At 70.7% G+C, this 15,996-nt stretch carries 15 protein-coding genes; 5 read left to right on the top strand and 10 right to left on the bottom strand.

What is annotated here, in order from left to right:
* Positions 1 to 83: 83 nt before the first annotated feature.
* Together DEJ35_RS12820 and DEJ35_RS12815 are read right to left on the bottom strand one after the other, a co-directional pair.
* The gene (locus DEJ35_RS12820) at positions 84 to 764 is read right to left on the bottom strand and encodes a GntR family transcriptional regulator (RefSeq protein WP_110862443.1); all 681 of its coding nucleotides are present in this window, start codon (positions 762 to 764) and stop codon (positions 84 to 86) included.
* Positions 765 to 933: 169 nt separating this feature from the next.
* Positions 934 to 2,388, bottom strand: a complete 1,455-nt coding sequence (locus tag DEJ35_RS12815) for an MFS transporter (RefSeq protein ID WP_375231882.1) — start codon at positions 2,386 to 2,388, stop codon at positions 934 to 936.
* A gap of 205 nt (positions 2,389 to 2,593) precedes the next feature.
* Between DEJ35_RS12815 and DEJ35_RS12810 the strand changes: the two genes are divergently transcribed.
* Positions 2,594 to 3,979 (top strand): AAA family ATPase, encoded by a 1,386-nt coding sequence (locus DEJ35_RS12810; RefSeq protein ID WP_110862441.1) that lies wholly within the window; start codon positions 2,594 to 2,596, stop codon positions 3,977 to 3,979.
* Positions 3,972 to 5,990: a VWA domain-containing protein gene (locus tag DEJ35_RS12805; RefSeq protein WP_111192878.1), complete on the top strand. Its 2,019-nt coding sequence runs from the start codon at positions 3,972 to 3,974 to the stop codon at positions 5,988 to 5,990. The genes DEJ35_RS12810 and DEJ35_RS12805 overlap by 8 nt, the downstream gene beginning before the upstream one ends.
* Before the next feature lie 70 nt (positions 5,991 to 6,060).
* On the opposite strand, the gene DEJ35_RS12800 is transcribed toward DEJ35_RS12805, so the two are convergent.
* Genes DEJ35_RS12800 through DEJ35_RS12790 form a run of 3 tightly spaced genes read right to left on the bottom strand, consistent with a single transcriptional unit; the run spans position 6,061 to position 8,156 of the window.
* A complete protein-coding gene (locus tag DEJ35_RS12800) occupies positions 6,061 to 6,819 on the bottom strand; it encodes an SCO1664 family protein (protein ID WP_110862439.1) in 759 nt (252 codons plus the stop codon).
* Positions 6,816 to 7,343, bottom strand: a complete 528-nt coding sequence (locus DEJ35_RS12795) for a DUF3090 domain-containing protein (RefSeq protein WP_110862438.1) — start codon at positions 7,341 to 7,343, stop codon at positions 6,816 to 6,818. Before DEJ35_RS12795 ends, DEJ35_RS12800 begins: the two co-directional genes overlap by 4 nt.
* Positions 7,344 to 7,376: 33 nt before the next feature.
* Positions 7,377 to 8,156, bottom strand: a complete 780-nt coding sequence (locus tag DEJ35_RS12790; protein ID WP_111091157.1) for an MSMEG_4193 family putative phosphomutase — start codon at positions 8,154 to 8,156, stop codon at positions 7,377 to 7,379.
* Positions 8,157 to 8,224: 68 nt separating this feature from the next.
* Between DEJ35_RS12790 and DEJ35_RS12785 the strand changes: the two genes are divergently transcribed.
* The 3 genes from DEJ35_RS12785 (at position 8,225) to DEJ35_RS12775 (ending at position 11,112) form a co-directional block, all read left to right on the top strand.
* Positions 8,225 to 9,442 carry an MFS transporter gene (locus tag DEJ35_RS12785; protein ID WP_111192877.1) on the top strand — a complete coding sequence of 406 codons (1,218 nt, stop codon included), beginning with the start codon at positions 8,225 to 8,227 and terminating at the stop codon, positions 9,440 to 9,442.
* 10 nt (positions 9,443 to 9,452) lie between these two features.
* Positions 9,453 to 10,607, top strand: a complete 1,155-nt coding sequence (locus DEJ35_RS12780) for an AI-2E family transporter (RefSeq protein WP_110862435.1) — start codon at positions 9,453 to 9,455, stop codon at positions 10,605 to 10,607.
* A gap of 76 nt (positions 10,608 to 10,683) precedes the next feature.
* On the top strand, positions 10,684 to 11,112 hold the full coding sequence (locus tag DEJ35_RS12775; protein WP_110862434.1) for a BLUF domain-containing protein: 429 nt from the start codon (positions 10,684 to 10,686) through the stop codon (positions 11,110 to 11,112).
* Between the two features lie 44 nt (positions 11,113 to 11,156).
* On the opposite strand, the gene DEJ35_RS12770 is transcribed toward DEJ35_RS12775, so the two are convergent.
* The 5 genes from DEJ35_RS12770 to DEJ35_RS12750 form a co-directional block, all read right to left on the bottom strand.
* On the bottom strand, positions 11,157 to 11,765 hold the full coding sequence (locus DEJ35_RS12770; protein WP_181435580.1) for a ScbR family autoregulator-binding transcription factor: 609 nt from the start codon (positions 11,763 to 11,765) through the stop codon (positions 11,157 to 11,159).
* A 131-nt stretch (positions 11,766 to 11,896) separates the two neighbouring features.
* A complete protein-coding gene (locus DEJ35_RS12765; protein ID WP_110862432.1) occupies positions 11,897 to 12,367 on the bottom strand; it encodes a BLUF domain-containing protein in 471 nt (156 codons plus the stop codon).
* Between the two features lie 104 nt (positions 12,368 to 12,471).
* Positions 12,472 to 13,845 carry a sugar ABC transporter substrate-binding protein gene (locus DEJ35_RS12760; RefSeq protein WP_220036897.1) on the bottom strand — a complete coding sequence of 458 codons (1,374 nt, stop codon included), beginning with the start codon at positions 13,843 to 13,845 and terminating at the stop codon, positions 12,472 to 12,474.
* 26 nt (positions 13,846 to 13,871) lie between these two features.
* Positions 13,872 to 14,813, bottom strand: a complete 942-nt coding sequence (locus DEJ35_RS12755; RefSeq protein WP_175475023.1) for a carbohydrate ABC transporter permease — start codon at positions 14,811 to 14,813, stop codon at positions 13,872 to 13,874.
* A gap of 11 nt (positions 14,814 to 14,824) precedes the next feature.
* Entirely contained in the window at positions 14,825 to 15,769 is a 945-nt protein-coding gene (locus DEJ35_RS12750; protein ID WP_220032963.1) for a carbohydrate ABC transporter permease, read from the bottom strand.
* Between the last annotated feature and the right edge of the window lie 227 nt (positions 15,770 to 15,996).

Raw genomic sequence — 15,996 nt, 5'->3', positions numbered from 1 at the left:
CGGCACCGCTCACTGCGCGGCGTCGGGACCCGTGGACCATGGCGGTGGGCGCGGAGCTGAGCGGATCCGCAGCCGCCGCCGGTTCAGGCCGACACGACCACCCGGAAGCGATCCGGCAGCGCGATCAGGGCGGACGACAGGTCGAGGAGCGCCGCGGCGCAGTCGTCGAGGGCGTCTCGCTCCGCCGCGTCCACGGCCCGCTCGACGATCGCGACCCGTCGTCGGCGGTCGACCACCGCATCGATGCCGTTCGCCAGGGCGACGTCGTCGGTGAAGAACATGTCGAGCACGATGCGCTGCGACAGCAACCAGTCGCCGCTGACCGACGACCCGCGGCGCCGCAGGTACCAGGCCCCGAGTTCGACGAAGGCACCTGCTTCGGTCCAGCAGTCGCGCAGCCACGCCTTGTCGAACCGGTCGTGGTACCCGACGGAGTTCGACGGCGGATCGACGAGCAGGGCCTGGGCGATCCGCAGTCGCTCGATCATCTGGTCGACCGACCACTGCGAGATCACGACACCGACGTACCGCTGCACGCTGGCCAGTTGCAGGGACTCGAGGGTCACGAGGGCTTCGCGCACGGGTGTGCGCGACACCCGCATGTCCGATGCCAGGGTGTCGAGCCGCAGCCGCTGCCCGCGGCGGTACTCCCCCCGCAGGACGTTGTCGAGCAGTCGCAGGAACACCGCGTCGCGCAGCAGGCTGCGGCGCAGGCCGTGGGGATCGAGTCCGTCGGCACCGGCTCGGGTGGGGGTGTGCTCCATCACCCCAGGCTCACGCACGGGCGGCACCCCCGAGGCGAGGGCGGTCGCTGCCGTGGATCGTGGTGGCCGGTGTCGTGCTGTGGAGGAGTGCCATGCACGCACAGTGACAGCGCGGCGACGGCGGCGCTAAACACTCTGAATACAGAATGTCAGACCGCCGCCGCCGGGCTCACCTCCGGTCGGACTTCGCGTCCCCGGTGAGCACCGAGAGCGGTTGGGTGACGTCCTCCAGCCCCTTTCGCGCGGCGTCGACCCCGAATATCAAGGCCACCACGCCGCCACCGATCATCACCGCGGATCCGAGCAGGTACCCCCAGAACAGCGGCTCCCGCGACGACCCGTCACCGATGAAGGCGCCGTAGATGGCCGGCGCGACCGCACCGAAGATCTGCGCCAGGGCGAAGAAGTACGAGATGGCCTGCGACCGCAGCTCGAGCGGGAAGATCTCGCTGACGGTCAGGTAGGCGCTCGACGCCCCGGCCGAGGCGAAGAAGAACGAGACGCACCAGAACGCGACCTGCACCGTCGCCGAGATCGCGTCGGCCCGGAACAGGAACGCCGACGTGGCGAGCACGAGGCCGGACACCAGGTACGTCAGGAAGATCATCTGGCGTCGACCCCAGGTGTCGAAGAAGCGCCCCAGGATGATCGGGCCGAGCAGGTTGCCGATCGCGAACGGGAAGAAGTAGACCGCCGTCTCCGCCGTCTTCAGGCCGAAGAAGTTCGTGAGGACCAGGGCGTAGGTGAAGAAGATCGCGTTGTACAGGAACGCCTGCGTGATCATCATCGTCGCGCCGACGAGCGTGCGGGTCGGGTACTGCTTCAGCAGCACGCGCGCGATGGCGAGGAACCCGACGCGGTCGGTCGGCGTGACCGTCATCGCCTTCGACTGGTCGACCTCCGGCAGGGGCTTGCCGGTCGCCTTCTCCACCGACTCCTCGATGCGCGAGACGGTGGCCTCGGCCTCTTCCTCGCGCCCGTGCGTCATCAGCCACCGCGGACTCTCCGGGATGTGCCGTCGCAGGAAGATGATCGCGATGCCGAGCACCGGGCCGAGGAAGAACCCGATGCGCCAGCCGATGTTCTCGGCGAAGTAGGACGTGTCGAGCAGGTAGATGTTCGCGAACGCGCCGAGTGCTGCACCGCCCCAGTACGTGCCGTTGATGGCGATGTCGACGTGCCCGCGGTACTTCGCCGGGATGAGCTCGTCGATCGCCGAGTTGATCGCCGCGTACTCGCCGCCGATGCCCAACCCCGCGACGAACCGGAAGGCCGCCAGGAACCAGAAGTCCTGCGCGAGGCCCGCGATGCCCGAACCGATCAGGTAGATCGCGAGCGTCAGGATGAACAGCTTGCGCCGCCCCAGTCGGTCGGACATGCGCCCGAACACCAGGGCACCGACGACCTGGCCGACCAGGTAGATCGTGCCGAGGGACGTCACCTGCTGCGTGGACAGGTTCAGGTCCGCCTGGAAGCCCGCGTTCGAGACGATCTGGATCTCGAGACCGTCGAGGATCCAGGACACGCCGAGTCCGACGACGACGCTCCAGTGGAACCGGGTCCACGGCAAGCGGTCCATCCTGGCGGGCACCAGGCTCTTGATGGTTGCGTTCGCGCTGCTCACGAAATGGGACCGTACGCCGAGATCGCCGATGTGGTTCAGATGCGGAACGAGGAACCGGGGACGGAGCCGGATCCCCCTACTTCGAATCCGGCTCCGTCGCCGGGATCCCAATGATCGCAAGTGCGATGGGAACCCACAAGCGGGCTGGAGGCGCGGTGCGGGCTGACACCGCGCCTCCGGTCCGCAACGGCGTAACGTCCAGAACGTGACCCGACCTGACATCCGCACGGTCGGCGAGCTCCGCACCTCTGGTCACGTCCAGAAGACGGTCCGCGCCGAGATCCGCGACAACCTGCTCACCGCCCTGCGCCAGGGCACCGATCCGTGGCCCGGGCTGCACGGCTTCGAGACCACCGTCATCCCCCAGCTCGAACGTGCCCTGATCGCCGGCCACGACGTCGTCCTGCTCGGCGAGCGCGGCCAGGGCAAGACCCGGCTGCTCCGCACCCTGCAGGGCCTGCTCGACGAGTGGACGCCGGTCATCACCGGCTCCGAGCTCGGCGAGCACCCGTACGAACCGATCACCACCGCGAGCATCCGGCGTGCCGACGACCTCGGCGACGCCCTGCCGATCAGCTGGCGGCACCGGGACGACCGCTACGTCGAGAAGCTCGCGACGCCGGACACGAGCGTCGCCGACCTGATCGGGGACGTCGACCCGATGAAGGTCGCCGAGGGCCGTAGCCTGGGCGACCCGGAGACCATCCACTTCGGGCTCGTCCCCCGTGGGCACCGTGGCATCGTCGCGATCAACGAGCTGCCCGACCTGGCCGAACGCATCCAGGTCGCGATGCTCAACGTGATGGAGGAGCGCGACGTCCAGATCCGCGGCTACGTGCTGCGGCTGCCGCTCGACGTGCTCGTCGTGGCGAGCGCGAACCCCGAGGACTACACGAACCGCGGCCGGATCATCACGCCGCTGAAGGACCGCTTCGGCGCCGAGATCCGCACGCACTACCCGATCGAGCTCGACGACGAGATCGCCGTCATCCGGCAGGAGGCGCAGCTGACGGCCGAGGTCCCGGACGCCCTGATCGAGATCCTCGCCCGGTTCACCCGGGCACTGCGTGGTTCGAGCGCCGTCGACCAGCGCAGCGGTGTGAGCGCCCGGTTCGCGATCGCCGGTGCCGAGACGGTGTCCGCCGCCGCGGTGCACCGCGCAGCTCGCCAGGGCGAGGACGAGGCGGTCGCGCGGCCGATCGACCTCGAGACCGCGGTGGACGTCCTCGGCGGCAAGATCGAGTTCGAGAACGGCGAAGAGGACCGGGCCGACGAGGTCCTCGAGCACCTGCTCCGCACCGCGACCGCCGAGACCGTGCGCTCCCGGTTCAAGGGCCTCGACTTCACGGTGCTCGTGGACGCGCTCGAGGGCGGCACGATGGTGACCACGGGCGAGCAGGTCAGCGCCCGGGCGTTCCTCGAAGGCCTGCCGTCGATCGGTGAGTCCGACCTGTACGACCAGGTGTGCGACCGGATGGGTGCGACGAACGACGGCGAACGCGCCGGCGCGATCGAGCTCGCCCTCGAGGGGTTGTTCCTGGCCCGGCGCATCAGCAAGGAGTCCGGCGGGGGCGAAGCCGTCTATGGCTAGGCAGAACCGGCGCCTGACGCGCGACACCCGGTACGGCCGCTACACCGACGGACCCGACCCGCTCGCCGCCCCGGTCGACCTGGCCGAGGCGCTCGACGCCATCGGGCAGGACGTGATGGGCGGCACGTCGCCCGAGCGGGCGATGCGGGAGTTCCTGCGGCGCGGCGGCCGGACGCAGCGCGGCCTCGACGACCTGGCCCGACGGGTGGCCGAGCGCCGCCGTGAGCTGACGAGCAGGAACAACCTCGACGGCACCCTGCAGCAGGTGCGCGAGCTCCTCGAGCAGGCGCTGCTCGCCGAGCGCGGGGAGCTCGCCCGCAACGTCGACCTCGACGACGGCGACCGGGCCCTGGCCGAACTGCAGCTCGACAGCCTGTCACCCTCCCCCGCCGCCGCGGTGCAGGAGCTCGGCGACTACGACTGGACGAGCCCGACCGCGCGCCGGAAGTACGACGAGATCAAGGACCTGCTCGGCCGCGAGGTGCTCGACCAGCGCTTCGCCGGCATGAAGCAGGCGCTCGAGGGCGCCACCGACCAGGACCGGGCCGCGGTCAGCGCGATGATGCAGGACCTCAACGCCCTGCTCGAGGCGCACGCCCGCGGCGAGGACACCCAGCAGCAGTTCGACGAGTTCATGGACGAGCACGGCGAGTACTTCCCGTCGGACCCCGCGAACGTCGACGAGCTGCTCGACGACCTGGCAGCCCGCGCGGCCGCGGCGCAGCGCATGCGGAACTCGATGACCCAGGAGCAGCGGGACGAACTCGACGCCCTCGCCCAGCAGGCCTTCGGCTCCCCCGACCTGATGGGGCAGCTGTCCCAGCTCGACGGCAACCTTCGCGCACTGCGTCCCGGCGAGGACTGGGGCGGATCGGAACGCATGGACGGCGAACAGGGCCTCGGGCTGGGCGACGGCACCGGGGTGTTCCAGGACATCGCGGACCTCGACGCCCTCGCCGACCAGCTCGCCCAGTCCGGGCCGGGCTCGGAGCTCGACGACCTGGACCTCGACGCGCTGTCCCGGCAGCTCGGCGACGAGGCGGCGGTCGACGCGAAGACCCTGCAGCGTCTCGAGCAGGCGCTCCGGAACTCCGGGGCGCTGCGGCGCGGTGCCGACGGGCAGCTCCGGCTGACCCCGAAGGCGATGCGGCAGCTCGGCAAGAGCCTGCTCAAGGACGTCGCCCAGCGGATGTCCGGTCGCCAGGGCGCGCGGGACCTCCGTCGCTCGGGCGCCGCGGGCGAACCCTCGGGGGCGTCGCGGCAGTGGGCGTTCGGCGACACCGAGCCGTGGGACATCCCCCGCACCGTCACGAACGCCGTGGTGCGGACGGCGGCCAGCGGTCGAGCGGGTGCGGGCGTGCGCCTGAGCATCGAGGACGTCGAGGTGCAGGAGACCGAGGCACGCACCCAGGCCTGCGTCGCGCTGCTCGTCGACACGTCGTTCTCGATGGCCATGGAGGACCGCTGGGTGCCGATGAAGCGCACCGCCCTGGCGCTGCACACCCTGGTGTCGACCAGGTTCCGCGGCGACGACCTGCAGCTCATCGCGTTCGGTCGCGAGGCCGAGGTGATGGACGTCGAACAGCTCGTCGGTCTCGACGCGATGTGGGACAAGGGCACCAACCTGCACCACGCCCTGCTGCTCGCCAACCGGCACTTCCGCAAGCACCCCACGGCCCAACCGGTGCTCCTCATCGTCACCGACGGCGAGCCGACGTCGCACCTCGAGCCGAACGGGCAGGTCTGGTTCGACTACCCGCCCGACCCGGTGACGATCGCGCTGACCGTGCGGGAGCTCGAGAACGCCGGACGCCTCGGCGCCCAGACGACGTTCTTCCGCCTCGGCGAGGACCCGGGGCTCGCCCGGTTCATCGACGCGATGGCGAAGCGGGTGGACGGCAGCGTCGTGGCACCGGAGAACGACGACCTCGGGGTCGCCGTGGTCGGCTCGTACCTCGGCTCGCGTCGCGGGGCCGACGGCGCGCTCTTCCGCGACGACCGGGGGCTCTGAAGCCCTCACGGGACGGACTGGAGGCCCGTGGCGAGACCGCCACGGGCCTCCAGTCCATCGTCGGGTGCGTCTAGAACAGTGGCCAGGGCACGGCGGGGCCGTGACCGGGCGGCGGCGGGAAGATCCCGACGGCACGCAGGGCCGCGCAGCGCGCTCGGAGCGTGTCGATCTCCTCGTCCGTCAGGTGCTCGGCGAGCTCGTCGCCGAGACCGCCGCGCAGGGCTTCGGACACCCGGTCGAGGCCCTCGAGCTCGTCCGGCCCGAGCGGCTCCCCGATCCAGCCCCACAGGACCGTCCGGAGCTTGTGCTCGACGTGGAAGGTGAGCCCGTGGTCGACGCCGAAGCGGTGGCCGTCGGGCATCGCGAGCACGTGCCCACCCTTGCGGTCGGCGTTGTTCACGACCACGTCGAAGACGGCCATCCGGCGCAGGGCCTCGGAGTCCTCGTGCACGAGCGTGACGGGCTGGTCCTGTTCGTCGATCGCCTCGAGCACGGGCAGCCAGGGCGAATCGTCCGCCTCGGCGAGCTCCGGCGCCACCAGGTCGACGGCGTCCTGCTCGGGGTCGACGTCCTGCCAGCGCTGCACCATGCCAGGGCCGAACGGACCGTCGCCCATCCACGTGGGCGGGACGACACCCCAGCCGAACGCCTCGGAGACCAGGTGCGCGGCGATCTCGCGGCCGGCGAGCGTGCCGTCCGGGAAGTCCCACAGCGGGCGCTCGCCCTCGATGGGCTTGTAGACGACGGTCGCGCCGTCGAGTTCGGCGAGGAAGGTGGCGTTGGACGCCTCGCGGATGCGCGCCCGGACGGACAGCGAGCCGTCGCTCATGCGTCGCCGGGCGGACGACCGGCGGCGACGACCTCGCGCGTGCGCTCGACGAAGGCCCGGGCGGTGCCGACCGGGATCTTCACCTGGAACAGCTCCGCGGGCTCGGGGATCTCGACGACGGCTTCGATCTCGATGCCGTCCTCGCTCTCCTCGGACACGATCTCGACCTCGTCGTCGATCGGGTACGCCTCGATGACGACCTGCGCGGTGGAGGGGTCGAAGCCCAGGCTCAGTGCTCCCGCGCGGAACTCGGGCTCGACGGGCTGGTCGAGCGGCTCCGGGTCGCGGAGTTCGACCGGCACCGACGGCGGCACGCTGAAGCGGTTGTCGTCGACGGTCGCGACCTCGTCGAGGAGCTCGTCGATCTTGTCGGCGAGCACGGCGGTCTGCTCCTTCTCGAGCGCGACGCTGGTGACGCGTCGACCGGAGCGGGCCTGGATGTAGAAGGCGCGCTCACCCGGACGGCCGATGGTGCCGACGACGAGGCGGTCCGGCCAGTCGAAGCCGTGGACGATGGTGGGCATACCCGCATTGTAGGAGCGCTCGGCTCCGCCCGTTCAGGGTCGGGCAGGACCCGCGGGCGCGTCGGGTGCCGGACGCCCGGTGCCGGTGTGCGCATCGGGTTCCGGATGGCCCGCGCCGCCGCCGACCGCGGCGTCCCCGCTGGGTGCCGGGGCGGTGCGCAGCCAGGACAGGTCGCCCGACTCGGTGTTCGTCGCGACGACCTCGGGGCGGTGCTCGCCGTAGCGCACGACGGACACCGAGGCCGGGCCGACGCCGATGCGCTGGAACAGGTCCAGGTGCATGCCGAACGCGTCGGCCAGGACGCTCTTGATGATGTCGCCGTGGCTCACCGCGACCCAGACCGCGCCGGGTCCGTGCTCCGCCTCGACCTCGGCGTCGATGCGCCGGACGGCCGCGACGGCCCGGGACTGCATCGTCTGCATGGACTCACCGCCGGGGAACACGACGGCGCTCGGGTTCGCCTGCACCGTGCGCCAGAGGGGCTCCTTCGCCAGGTCGGCGAGCTTCCGGCCCTGCCACTGCCCGTAGTCGGCCTCGGTGATGGCCCGCTCGATCAGCGAGGCGGGTGACCCGGTCTGCCGGTCGGTCTGCCGGTCGGTCTGCCGGTCGAGGATCGCACGGGCCGTCTGCCGGCAGCGCTCGAGCGGACTCGACACCACGGCGACGACGGGCACCGCGGCGATGCGCTCCGCGGTCCGCTCGGCCTGGGTGCGGCCGACGGCGTCGAGTCGCACGCCGGCGGTGCGTCCGGCGAGGACGCCGGTGGCGTTCGCGGTGGTGCGTCCGTGACGGACGAGGAGGACGGTCGCCATGCGCCCGATCCTAGGCGCGGGACGCGGTCGCCCTTGACGGGCCGCCCGGGGACCGATCAGATGGGGGCATGGCCGGGCGGCATCGACTCGCACTCTTCGCCACGTCGACGGTGACCGGGTTCGGGATCGCGACGTGGATCACCCGGACGCCCGCGATCCGCGACGAGCTCGGTGCCTCGATCGAGGCGATGGGCCTCGTCCTGCTCGGGCTGTCGATCGGGTCGATGATCGGGATCCTCGGTGCCGGGGCCCTGGTGCGGCGGCTCGGCAACCGCCCGCTCATCCTGCTCGGGGGCGCGCTGCCCGTCGTCGGCATGGTGCTCGTCGCGCTGCTCGCCCCGGCGCAGGTCGCCGCCGGGGTCTGGGCCGGGCTGTTCCTGATCGGCTTCGGGGCGGGGGTCGCCGAGATCGGGCTGAACGTCGAGGCCGCCGCGGTCGAACGGCAGATCGGACGACCGGTCGTGCCGGTGCTGCACGCCTGCTTCAGCCTCGGCAGCGTGGTCGGTGGGGTCGTCGGCATCGCCATGACGGCCGCGCGGACCCCGGTCGGGGTGCACCTGCTCGTCGGTGCCGCGGTGATGGCCGCGCTGGCGGTGTTCGCGGCCCTGAACCTGCGGCCGGTGCCCCGTGACACACCCACCGATGCGCCTGCCGATGCCCCGGGCACCCGTCGGGGCGCCCGCCGCTCCGTCCTCACCGTGCAGCTCGCCATGATCGCCGTGATCACCCTGGCGATGGCCTTCGCCGAGGGGGCCGCGAGCGACTGGCTCCCGCTGCTGATGACCACCGACCACGACGCTCCGGAGTCCGTCGGGTCCCTCGTGTTCACCGGGTTCGCCCTGGCCATGCTCATCGGTCGCGCGGCCGGCACCCCGCTCGTCGCCCGGTTCGGTCGCGCCCCGGTCGTCCGGGTCTGTGCAGCCGTCGGTGCGGTGGGGGTGCTGCTCGTCGTGCTGTCACCGAATCCGGTCGTCACCGCGGCGGCGGCCGGCGTCTGGGGGCTCGGCATCGCCCTCGGGTTCCCCCTGTCCATCTCCGCCGCGGGCGACCACCCCACGGACGGCGACCGCCGGGTGTCGGTGGTGGCCACCGCCGGGTACATCGCGTTCCTGGTGGGGCCGCCGCTGCTCGGGTTCGTCGGGGAGCACCTCGGCCTGCAGACGGCGATGCTCGTGCCCCTCGTCCTGCTGGTCGCGGCGTTCGTGGTCGCCCCGGCGACGCGGGGAGAGGACACCGGGCGGACGATCGAGCCGGCGGAACCGGCGCGTCGGCCGTCCGGTCGGTAGCGTCTCGGGCATGCCGTTCTTCCGCGACGCTCCACGCCCGACCGCTCCGCCCGTTCCGTCGAGGGTCCAGGCCGCGTGGTCCGACTCCGCCGGGCACCTCGCGACCCGCTGCCTCCAGCTCATCATCGTCGTGGTGGTCGTCGCCGGCATCGTCTGGGCGAGCAACATCCTGAGCGTCGTCACGATCCCCGTGCTCCTCGCGCTCATCATCGCGTCGGCCATGCACCCCGTGGTGTCGTGGCTCCGCAAGCACCGGGTGCCGTCGGTGCTGGCCACCCTCGCGGTGCTCATCGGCGTCCTCGCGGTCCTGGGCCTGATCGGCTGGCTCATCGTCGTCGCGGTCGAGAACCAGTGGGCACAGCTGCAGAAGTCCGCCGTCGACGGGTTCCAGCAGCTGCAGACGTTCGCGAAGAACCTGCCGTTCTCGATCTCCGACAAGCAGATCGACGACGCCGTCGCCGGCGCCTCCGACTTCGTCACGAGCGCGCAGTTCGGCTCCGGTGCCCTCGCCGGTGCCTCGGCCACCGCGAACTTCCTGACCGGGCTCGTCCTGATGATCGTCGTGCTGTTCTTCTTCCTGAAGGACGGCCCGAGCATCTGGGAGTTCCTGCTCCGCCCCTTCACCGGTGAGCGCTACGCCCGCGCACGCCGCGTCGGCGACCGGGTCGTCTCGACCCTGGGCGGGTACGTCCGCGGCACCGCCACCGTCGCTGCGGTCGACGCGATCGGCATCGGCGTCGGCATCGCGATCGTCGGCGTCCCCCTCGCCCTGCCGCTGGCCGTCATCGTGTTCATCACGGCGTTCATCCCGATCGTCGGTGCCACCGCGGCCGGCATCCTCGCCGCCCTCGTCGCGCTCGTGGCCCTCGGCCCGGTGCAGGCCCTCTTCGTGATCGGCATCGTGATCGTCGTCAACCAGCTCGAGGGCAACTTCCTGCAGCCGGTCCTGATGGGTCGCACGCTCAAGCTGCACGGCCTCGTCATCCTGATCGGGCTGACCGCGGGCACCGTCCTGGCCGGCATCACGGGCGCGATCATCTCGGTGCCGCTGCTCGCCGCCGCCTGGGGCGCGATCCTGGTCTGGGACGGTCCGAACACCCCGGCCCGCCCGTGGCGGAAGAAGCGCAACGAGGACGTCACCGCGCACGAGCTGCCGCAGGGCTGATCCGCAGCGCCGATCCGGAGGGCGCGTTGCGGACATCCACTTCGCGCAGCGGCCTTCCACCCAGCAGGATGGAGGAGTGCTCGTCTCCATCGTCTACATGAGCCGTGCCGTCGTCCCCTTCGACGACCAGGCCATGGCGGTGCTGCTCGCGGAGTCCCGGCTGCGCAACGAAGCGCTCGGGGTCTCCGGGCTCCTGCTCGCCAAGGGCGGCCGCTTCATGCAGCTGCTCGAGGGCCCGGCGTGGAGCGTGCAGGACCGGTACGACGTGATCGCGAAGGACCGACGTCACGGTGAGGTCAAGTCACTGGTGCGCGAGGACATCGAGCGCCGACGTTTCGACGGCTGGTCGATGGCCTACCGGGCGCTGGACGACGACGACGTCCGCTCGGAGGACGGCTTCAGCCCGTTCCTGTCCGGCACGATGGACTTCCCGCGATCGTTCGACCGGACCAGTGCGGCCTGGCTGCTGAAGTGGTTCCGCGACCGCGAGCTGCACGACCGCTGACCCGCCGGCAGCGCCGCACCCGTCCGCAGCGCCGTACCAGCGGTTCAGTCAGCGCCGAACGCGTCCTCGACGACCGCGAGCAGCCGGTCGCGGTGCTTCGGGTCCGCCGTCGCCGCGATCACCAGGCGCCACATCGTCGCCACCGCCGGCATCAGGTCGGTGCGCCGCGTCCGGACGTCGGACACGAGCTGCACGCCGGTGAAGTAGGGCACCACCGTTGATCCGAGCTGCTCCGCGGTCAGGTCCGTCCGGAGTTCCCCGCTCGCGATCGCCAACCGGAACACGTCGACGATCCCGCCGATCCACTGCTCGTAGAAGCTCAGCGTCGCGGTCTGAAACTCGCCGCGCTCCAGCGACAGCCGGATGCCCGCCCGCACGATCGGGTCGGTCCGGAGCAGGTCGGCGATGCCGTGCGACGCTCCGACCAGCGCGGCGACCGGTGAGCTGTCGGTGTGGCTGACGACGTCGAAGGTGCGGGCGTTCTGCTCGCCGATGACGCCGAGCGCCAGGGCGAGCTTCGTCGGGAAGTGGAAGTGCAGCGTGCCCTGCGAGACGCCCGCCGTGCGGGCGATGCCCGCGATCGTCGCGCCGGCGAAGCCGACGCGGTCGAACTCCTCCGCCGCGGCCACCAGGATCTGCTCACGTCGTTCCACGGGACCAGTCTCACAGTCTGGAGGGACGGTGCCAGCTGGCACCGCGCCACTCCCCACCGGCACGGCCGGTCCGCCGCTGGCGCGTCGGCCCGGAACCGGCGGCGTGGGCCCAGTCCGAGGGGTGGTGCGTCTCAGGCCGCGTGCCGGCCGAGCGTGACGCGCTCCTCGGGCAGGTCCTGCAGGTCGCGCCCACGGAACCAGCGGAGCAGCCAGTCGGCGGGCGTGCCCGCCACCCCGGTCGGAAGACCGGTGCGGTCGCTCAGGAAGGTGCTGAAGCCGGGCTCGTCACGGAGCTCGTCCCCGGTCGGGCTGCCGAACGCCATCGCCCAGCCGTCGAACCGACGCGTGCTGATGGACTCACGCGACAGCGACTTCACGCCGGTGTGCCGCGGGTCGCGCTCGATCGCGGCGAAGCGGTCCTCGACGCTCCAGACCGGGCCCTCGAGCACCTGCATGAAGCGGCCGCCCTTGGCGAGCAGGAGCCCGGAGACGCCGAGCGCGTGGTTGCGGAGGCGCGCTTCGCGCAGCATGGCGACCAGCTGGTCGTCGGTCAGGTCGTCGACGGCGACGGACATGTAGACGAGGGAGGTGAGGGAAGTCATCCCCTGCAGTCTGGATCGTGGTCGGCGGCACGGTCAACGCGTCGTCCGCACACCGCACCGGACGGCGCGGCATGCGGACGACGGGCGGACCAGCAGGGCGTCGATCAGGTGAGGGCGAGCAGGTTGTTGACCTGCTCGTTGACCCCGGTCAGCGTCGAGATCGGCTTGCCGTTCGCGTAGACGTCGTCGAAGGCGGGCTGCAGCAACGCCTGCACGTCGGCGGGGTTCTTCGTGACCGGGAACAGGAACGTGGTGTCCTCCTCGACCTGCCGGGTGAACGCCGAGACGTCGAGGCCGCGCTTCCGGAACGACGCCACGGCGGCCTCGGTGCCCGCGGGACGGGCCGGGAACACGATGCCGCTCTCGCCGACGATCCGCTGCGCCTCATCACTGCCCAGGAACGCCACCCACTTCGCCGCGGCCTCGGGGTCCTTCGCCTGCTTCGTGATCGAGTCGCCGAGCCCGTTGAACATCGAGGCACGGTGACCCGACGGGCCGATCGGCGTGGGCGCGACCGCGACGTCGAGGTCCTCCATGCCCAGGTACGAGCCGATCATCCACGAGCCGTTGAAGGACAGCGCGCACTTGCCGGCGCCGAGCTGGACCTCGGGCCCGGTCGTGGTGGAGAACACCCCGTACTTCGCCATGTAGCCCTTCTCGGCCAGCCGGTAGTACCAGGCGAGGGTGTCCTGCACGACCCGCTCGTCGTAGCGGAACCTGTCGCCCCACGGGTTCTCGTTCGTGTAGAACCAGTCGACCGATCCGGTGAACGGCGACCACTGGGTCTGTCCGAAGCCGTCACCGCCCGAGCCGTTCGACGAGATGCCGTAGACGGCGACGTCGTCCTTGTCGAAGCCGTCCTCGTCGCCGCGTCGGCCCTTCGAGTCCACCGTCAGCCGCGCGAGCATCCGCTCGAACGTGCCGCCGTCGTCCGGGTTCCACTCGAGCGACCCGAGCTCCTCGGCGGAGACCCCCGCCTTCGCCATCGCCTTCTCGTCGTAGAACATCGCGACGGTGTCCCAGTCCTTCGGGGAGCCGTAGCGGTGGCCGTCCTGGCCCTTCCACAGTTCGGCGAGCCCGGACTGGTAGTCGTCGTCGCGGATGCTCTTCGTGGCGTCGAGTTCGTCGAGCTTGTAGAGCACGTCGAGGTCGGCGTACTGCGGGAACTTCGTCAGGTGGTCGGTGAAGACGTCGGGCGCGGTGCCGGCGATGAAGCCCGCGGTGAGCTTGGTCCAGTAGTCGTTCCACCCGAGCTGGGTGATCTGCACGGTGATGTCCGGGTTCGCGCGGTGGAACGCGTCGGCGACGGCCTGGTACGCGGGCTGCTGGTTGGCGTCCCAGAGCCAGTAGCTCACGGTGCGCGCACCCGACCGGTTCGTCGTGCGGCGACCGGGCGACGAGCAGGCGGCGAGCGCGCCGAGGGCCAGGGCGGAGGCGCCGCCGGCGAAGAGCGTGCGGCGGGTCAGTTGGTTCGTCATGGTGTTCGTCCTGTCCGACAGCCGGGTCACTTGATCCCGGAGAAGCCGATGGAGTTGACGATCCGCTTGGCGAAGACGCCGAACAGCAGGATCATCGGGAGCGCCGCCACCAGGGTCGCGGCCATCAGCCCGGCCCAGTCGGTGCCGGACTGCGGGGTCTGCGACTTGAAGACGCCGAGCGCGACGGTCAGCACCCGAGAGTTGTCGGTGTACGACACCATGAGCGGCCAGAAGTAGTCGTTCCAGCTCGTGATGTACGTCAACACGGCGAGCGTGGCGATCGGGGCGGCCGCCATCGGGATGACGAGCCGGAAGAACACGCGCACCTTGCCGGCGCCGTCGATGAGCGCCGCCTCTTCGACCTCCTTCGAGATGCCGAGGAAGAACTGCCGCAGGAAGAACACCGCGAACGGGGTCATGAACATCGTCGGCAGGGCGATGCCGAGCAGGTTGTCGACGAGCCCGAGCTGCTTGATGAGCGTGAAGTTCGGCAGCAGTGTGAAGATCGCGGGGACCATCAGCCCCGCCAGGAACACCCCGAACACCTTGTCGCGACCGGGCCAGCGCAGCCGGGCGAAGGCGTAGGCGGCCGCCGCCGAGAAGAACACCTGGCCGACGGTGACGAGCGTCGACACCAGGATCGAGTTGAGCAGGTACCGCCAGAAGTTCAGCGCGGCGCCGGAGCCGCCCTGTGCCAACGCCTCTTCGGTGGACTGCAGGCCGAAGACCCGCTCGAACCCGCCCAGGCTGAACCCGACGGGCAGCAGCGAGGTGGGGTCGGAGTTGATCGCGGTGTTCGACGACAGCGCGGTGCGCAGGATCCAGTAGAACGGGAACAGGGTGACGACGATGACGAGGATCATCGCGACCCAGGCGAGCACGCGGCCGAGCGACGGGCGACGACGGTGGCCGGCGCCCATCCGCGGCGGGCGGGACGTGGTGACGGAACGGGTGAGTGTCGTGGTCATGGCGCTTCCGTTCAGTCCAGGTCGGACTCACCCGAGCGGGTGAGGCGGTACTGGATGATCGTGATGATGCTGAGGACGATGAGGAGCGCGACCGAGACCGCGGACGCGTAGCCGAACTGGAACCGGCCGAACGCCAGGTTGTAGATGTAGTTCTGCACGACGTTCGTGGCGTTCGCGGGGCCGCCCTGCGTGGTGACGGCGACGGTGTCGAACACCTGGAACGAACCGATCACGGTGATGATCAGCACCAGGGACAGGATGGGGCGGAGCAGCGGCACCGTGATGCGCCAGAACATCTTCCACTCGCTCGCTCCGTCGATGCGTCCGGCCTCGTACACGGTCTCGGGCAGCGACTGCAGGCCGGCGAAGATGAGCAGCGCCGTGTAGCCGACGTGCCGCCAGACGTTGATGAGCGCGATCGAGGGGATGCCCCAGACGTCGCTCTGCAGGAACGGGATGCGGTCGAGCCCGAGTGCGGCGAGCATCTCGTTGCCGATGCCGAGCTGGGTGTCGAGGATCCAGAGCCAGACGAGGGCGGCGACGACGTTCGACACCAGGTACGGCGCGAGCACGATGCCGCGCACGAAGGTCGACTTGGTCAGGCGGTGCATCATCACGGCGATGAACAGCGCGACGACGGTCTGGATGACGATGTTGATGAGCACGTACTCGACGGTCACCACCATCGAGTGCCAGAAGATCGAGTCCTGCACCAGGCGGGCGTAGTTCTGCAGGCCGGTGAACTCGGGCTCGGTGAGCAGGTTGTACGACGTGAAGCTCAGGTAGATGCCCCGCACGGTCGGCCAGGCCAGGAACACCGCGAAACCGACGGCTGCCGGGGCGATGAAGACGAGCGCGAGCCACAGGTCGTTCCTTGGGCGGCGGCTCGGTGCGGTGGTGCGGGCACGGGCGAGGTCGGCGGACCGACTCCTCCGTCTCGTGCTGGCGGTCGTCAAGGGTGACGACACAGGGCTCTCGGTTGCCATCGCGACTCCTTCGTCTGCGGTGGACTGACGTGCAGCAGTCCGTGAGCCGGGAATCTACACGTGGGGACCACCGCTCGCAAGACCCGGTTTCCGGGCTGTGGACCGGGGTTGTCACGTGTAGACCACGTGTGTCAGGATGGCGCTCGATCGCATCGGAGCGACCCGCTCGGCGACGCATCCCACACCCTGGAAAGGTC

This window comes from Curtobacterium sp. MCPF17_051 (assembly GCF_003234595.1).
GTDB lineage: Bacteria > Actinomycetota > Actinomycetes > Actinomycetales > Microbacteriaceae > Curtobacterium > Curtobacterium flaccumfaciens.
The sequence above is the reverse complement of the archived record's forward strand: the minus strand, read 5'-3'. Positions and strand labels throughout refer to the sequence as shown.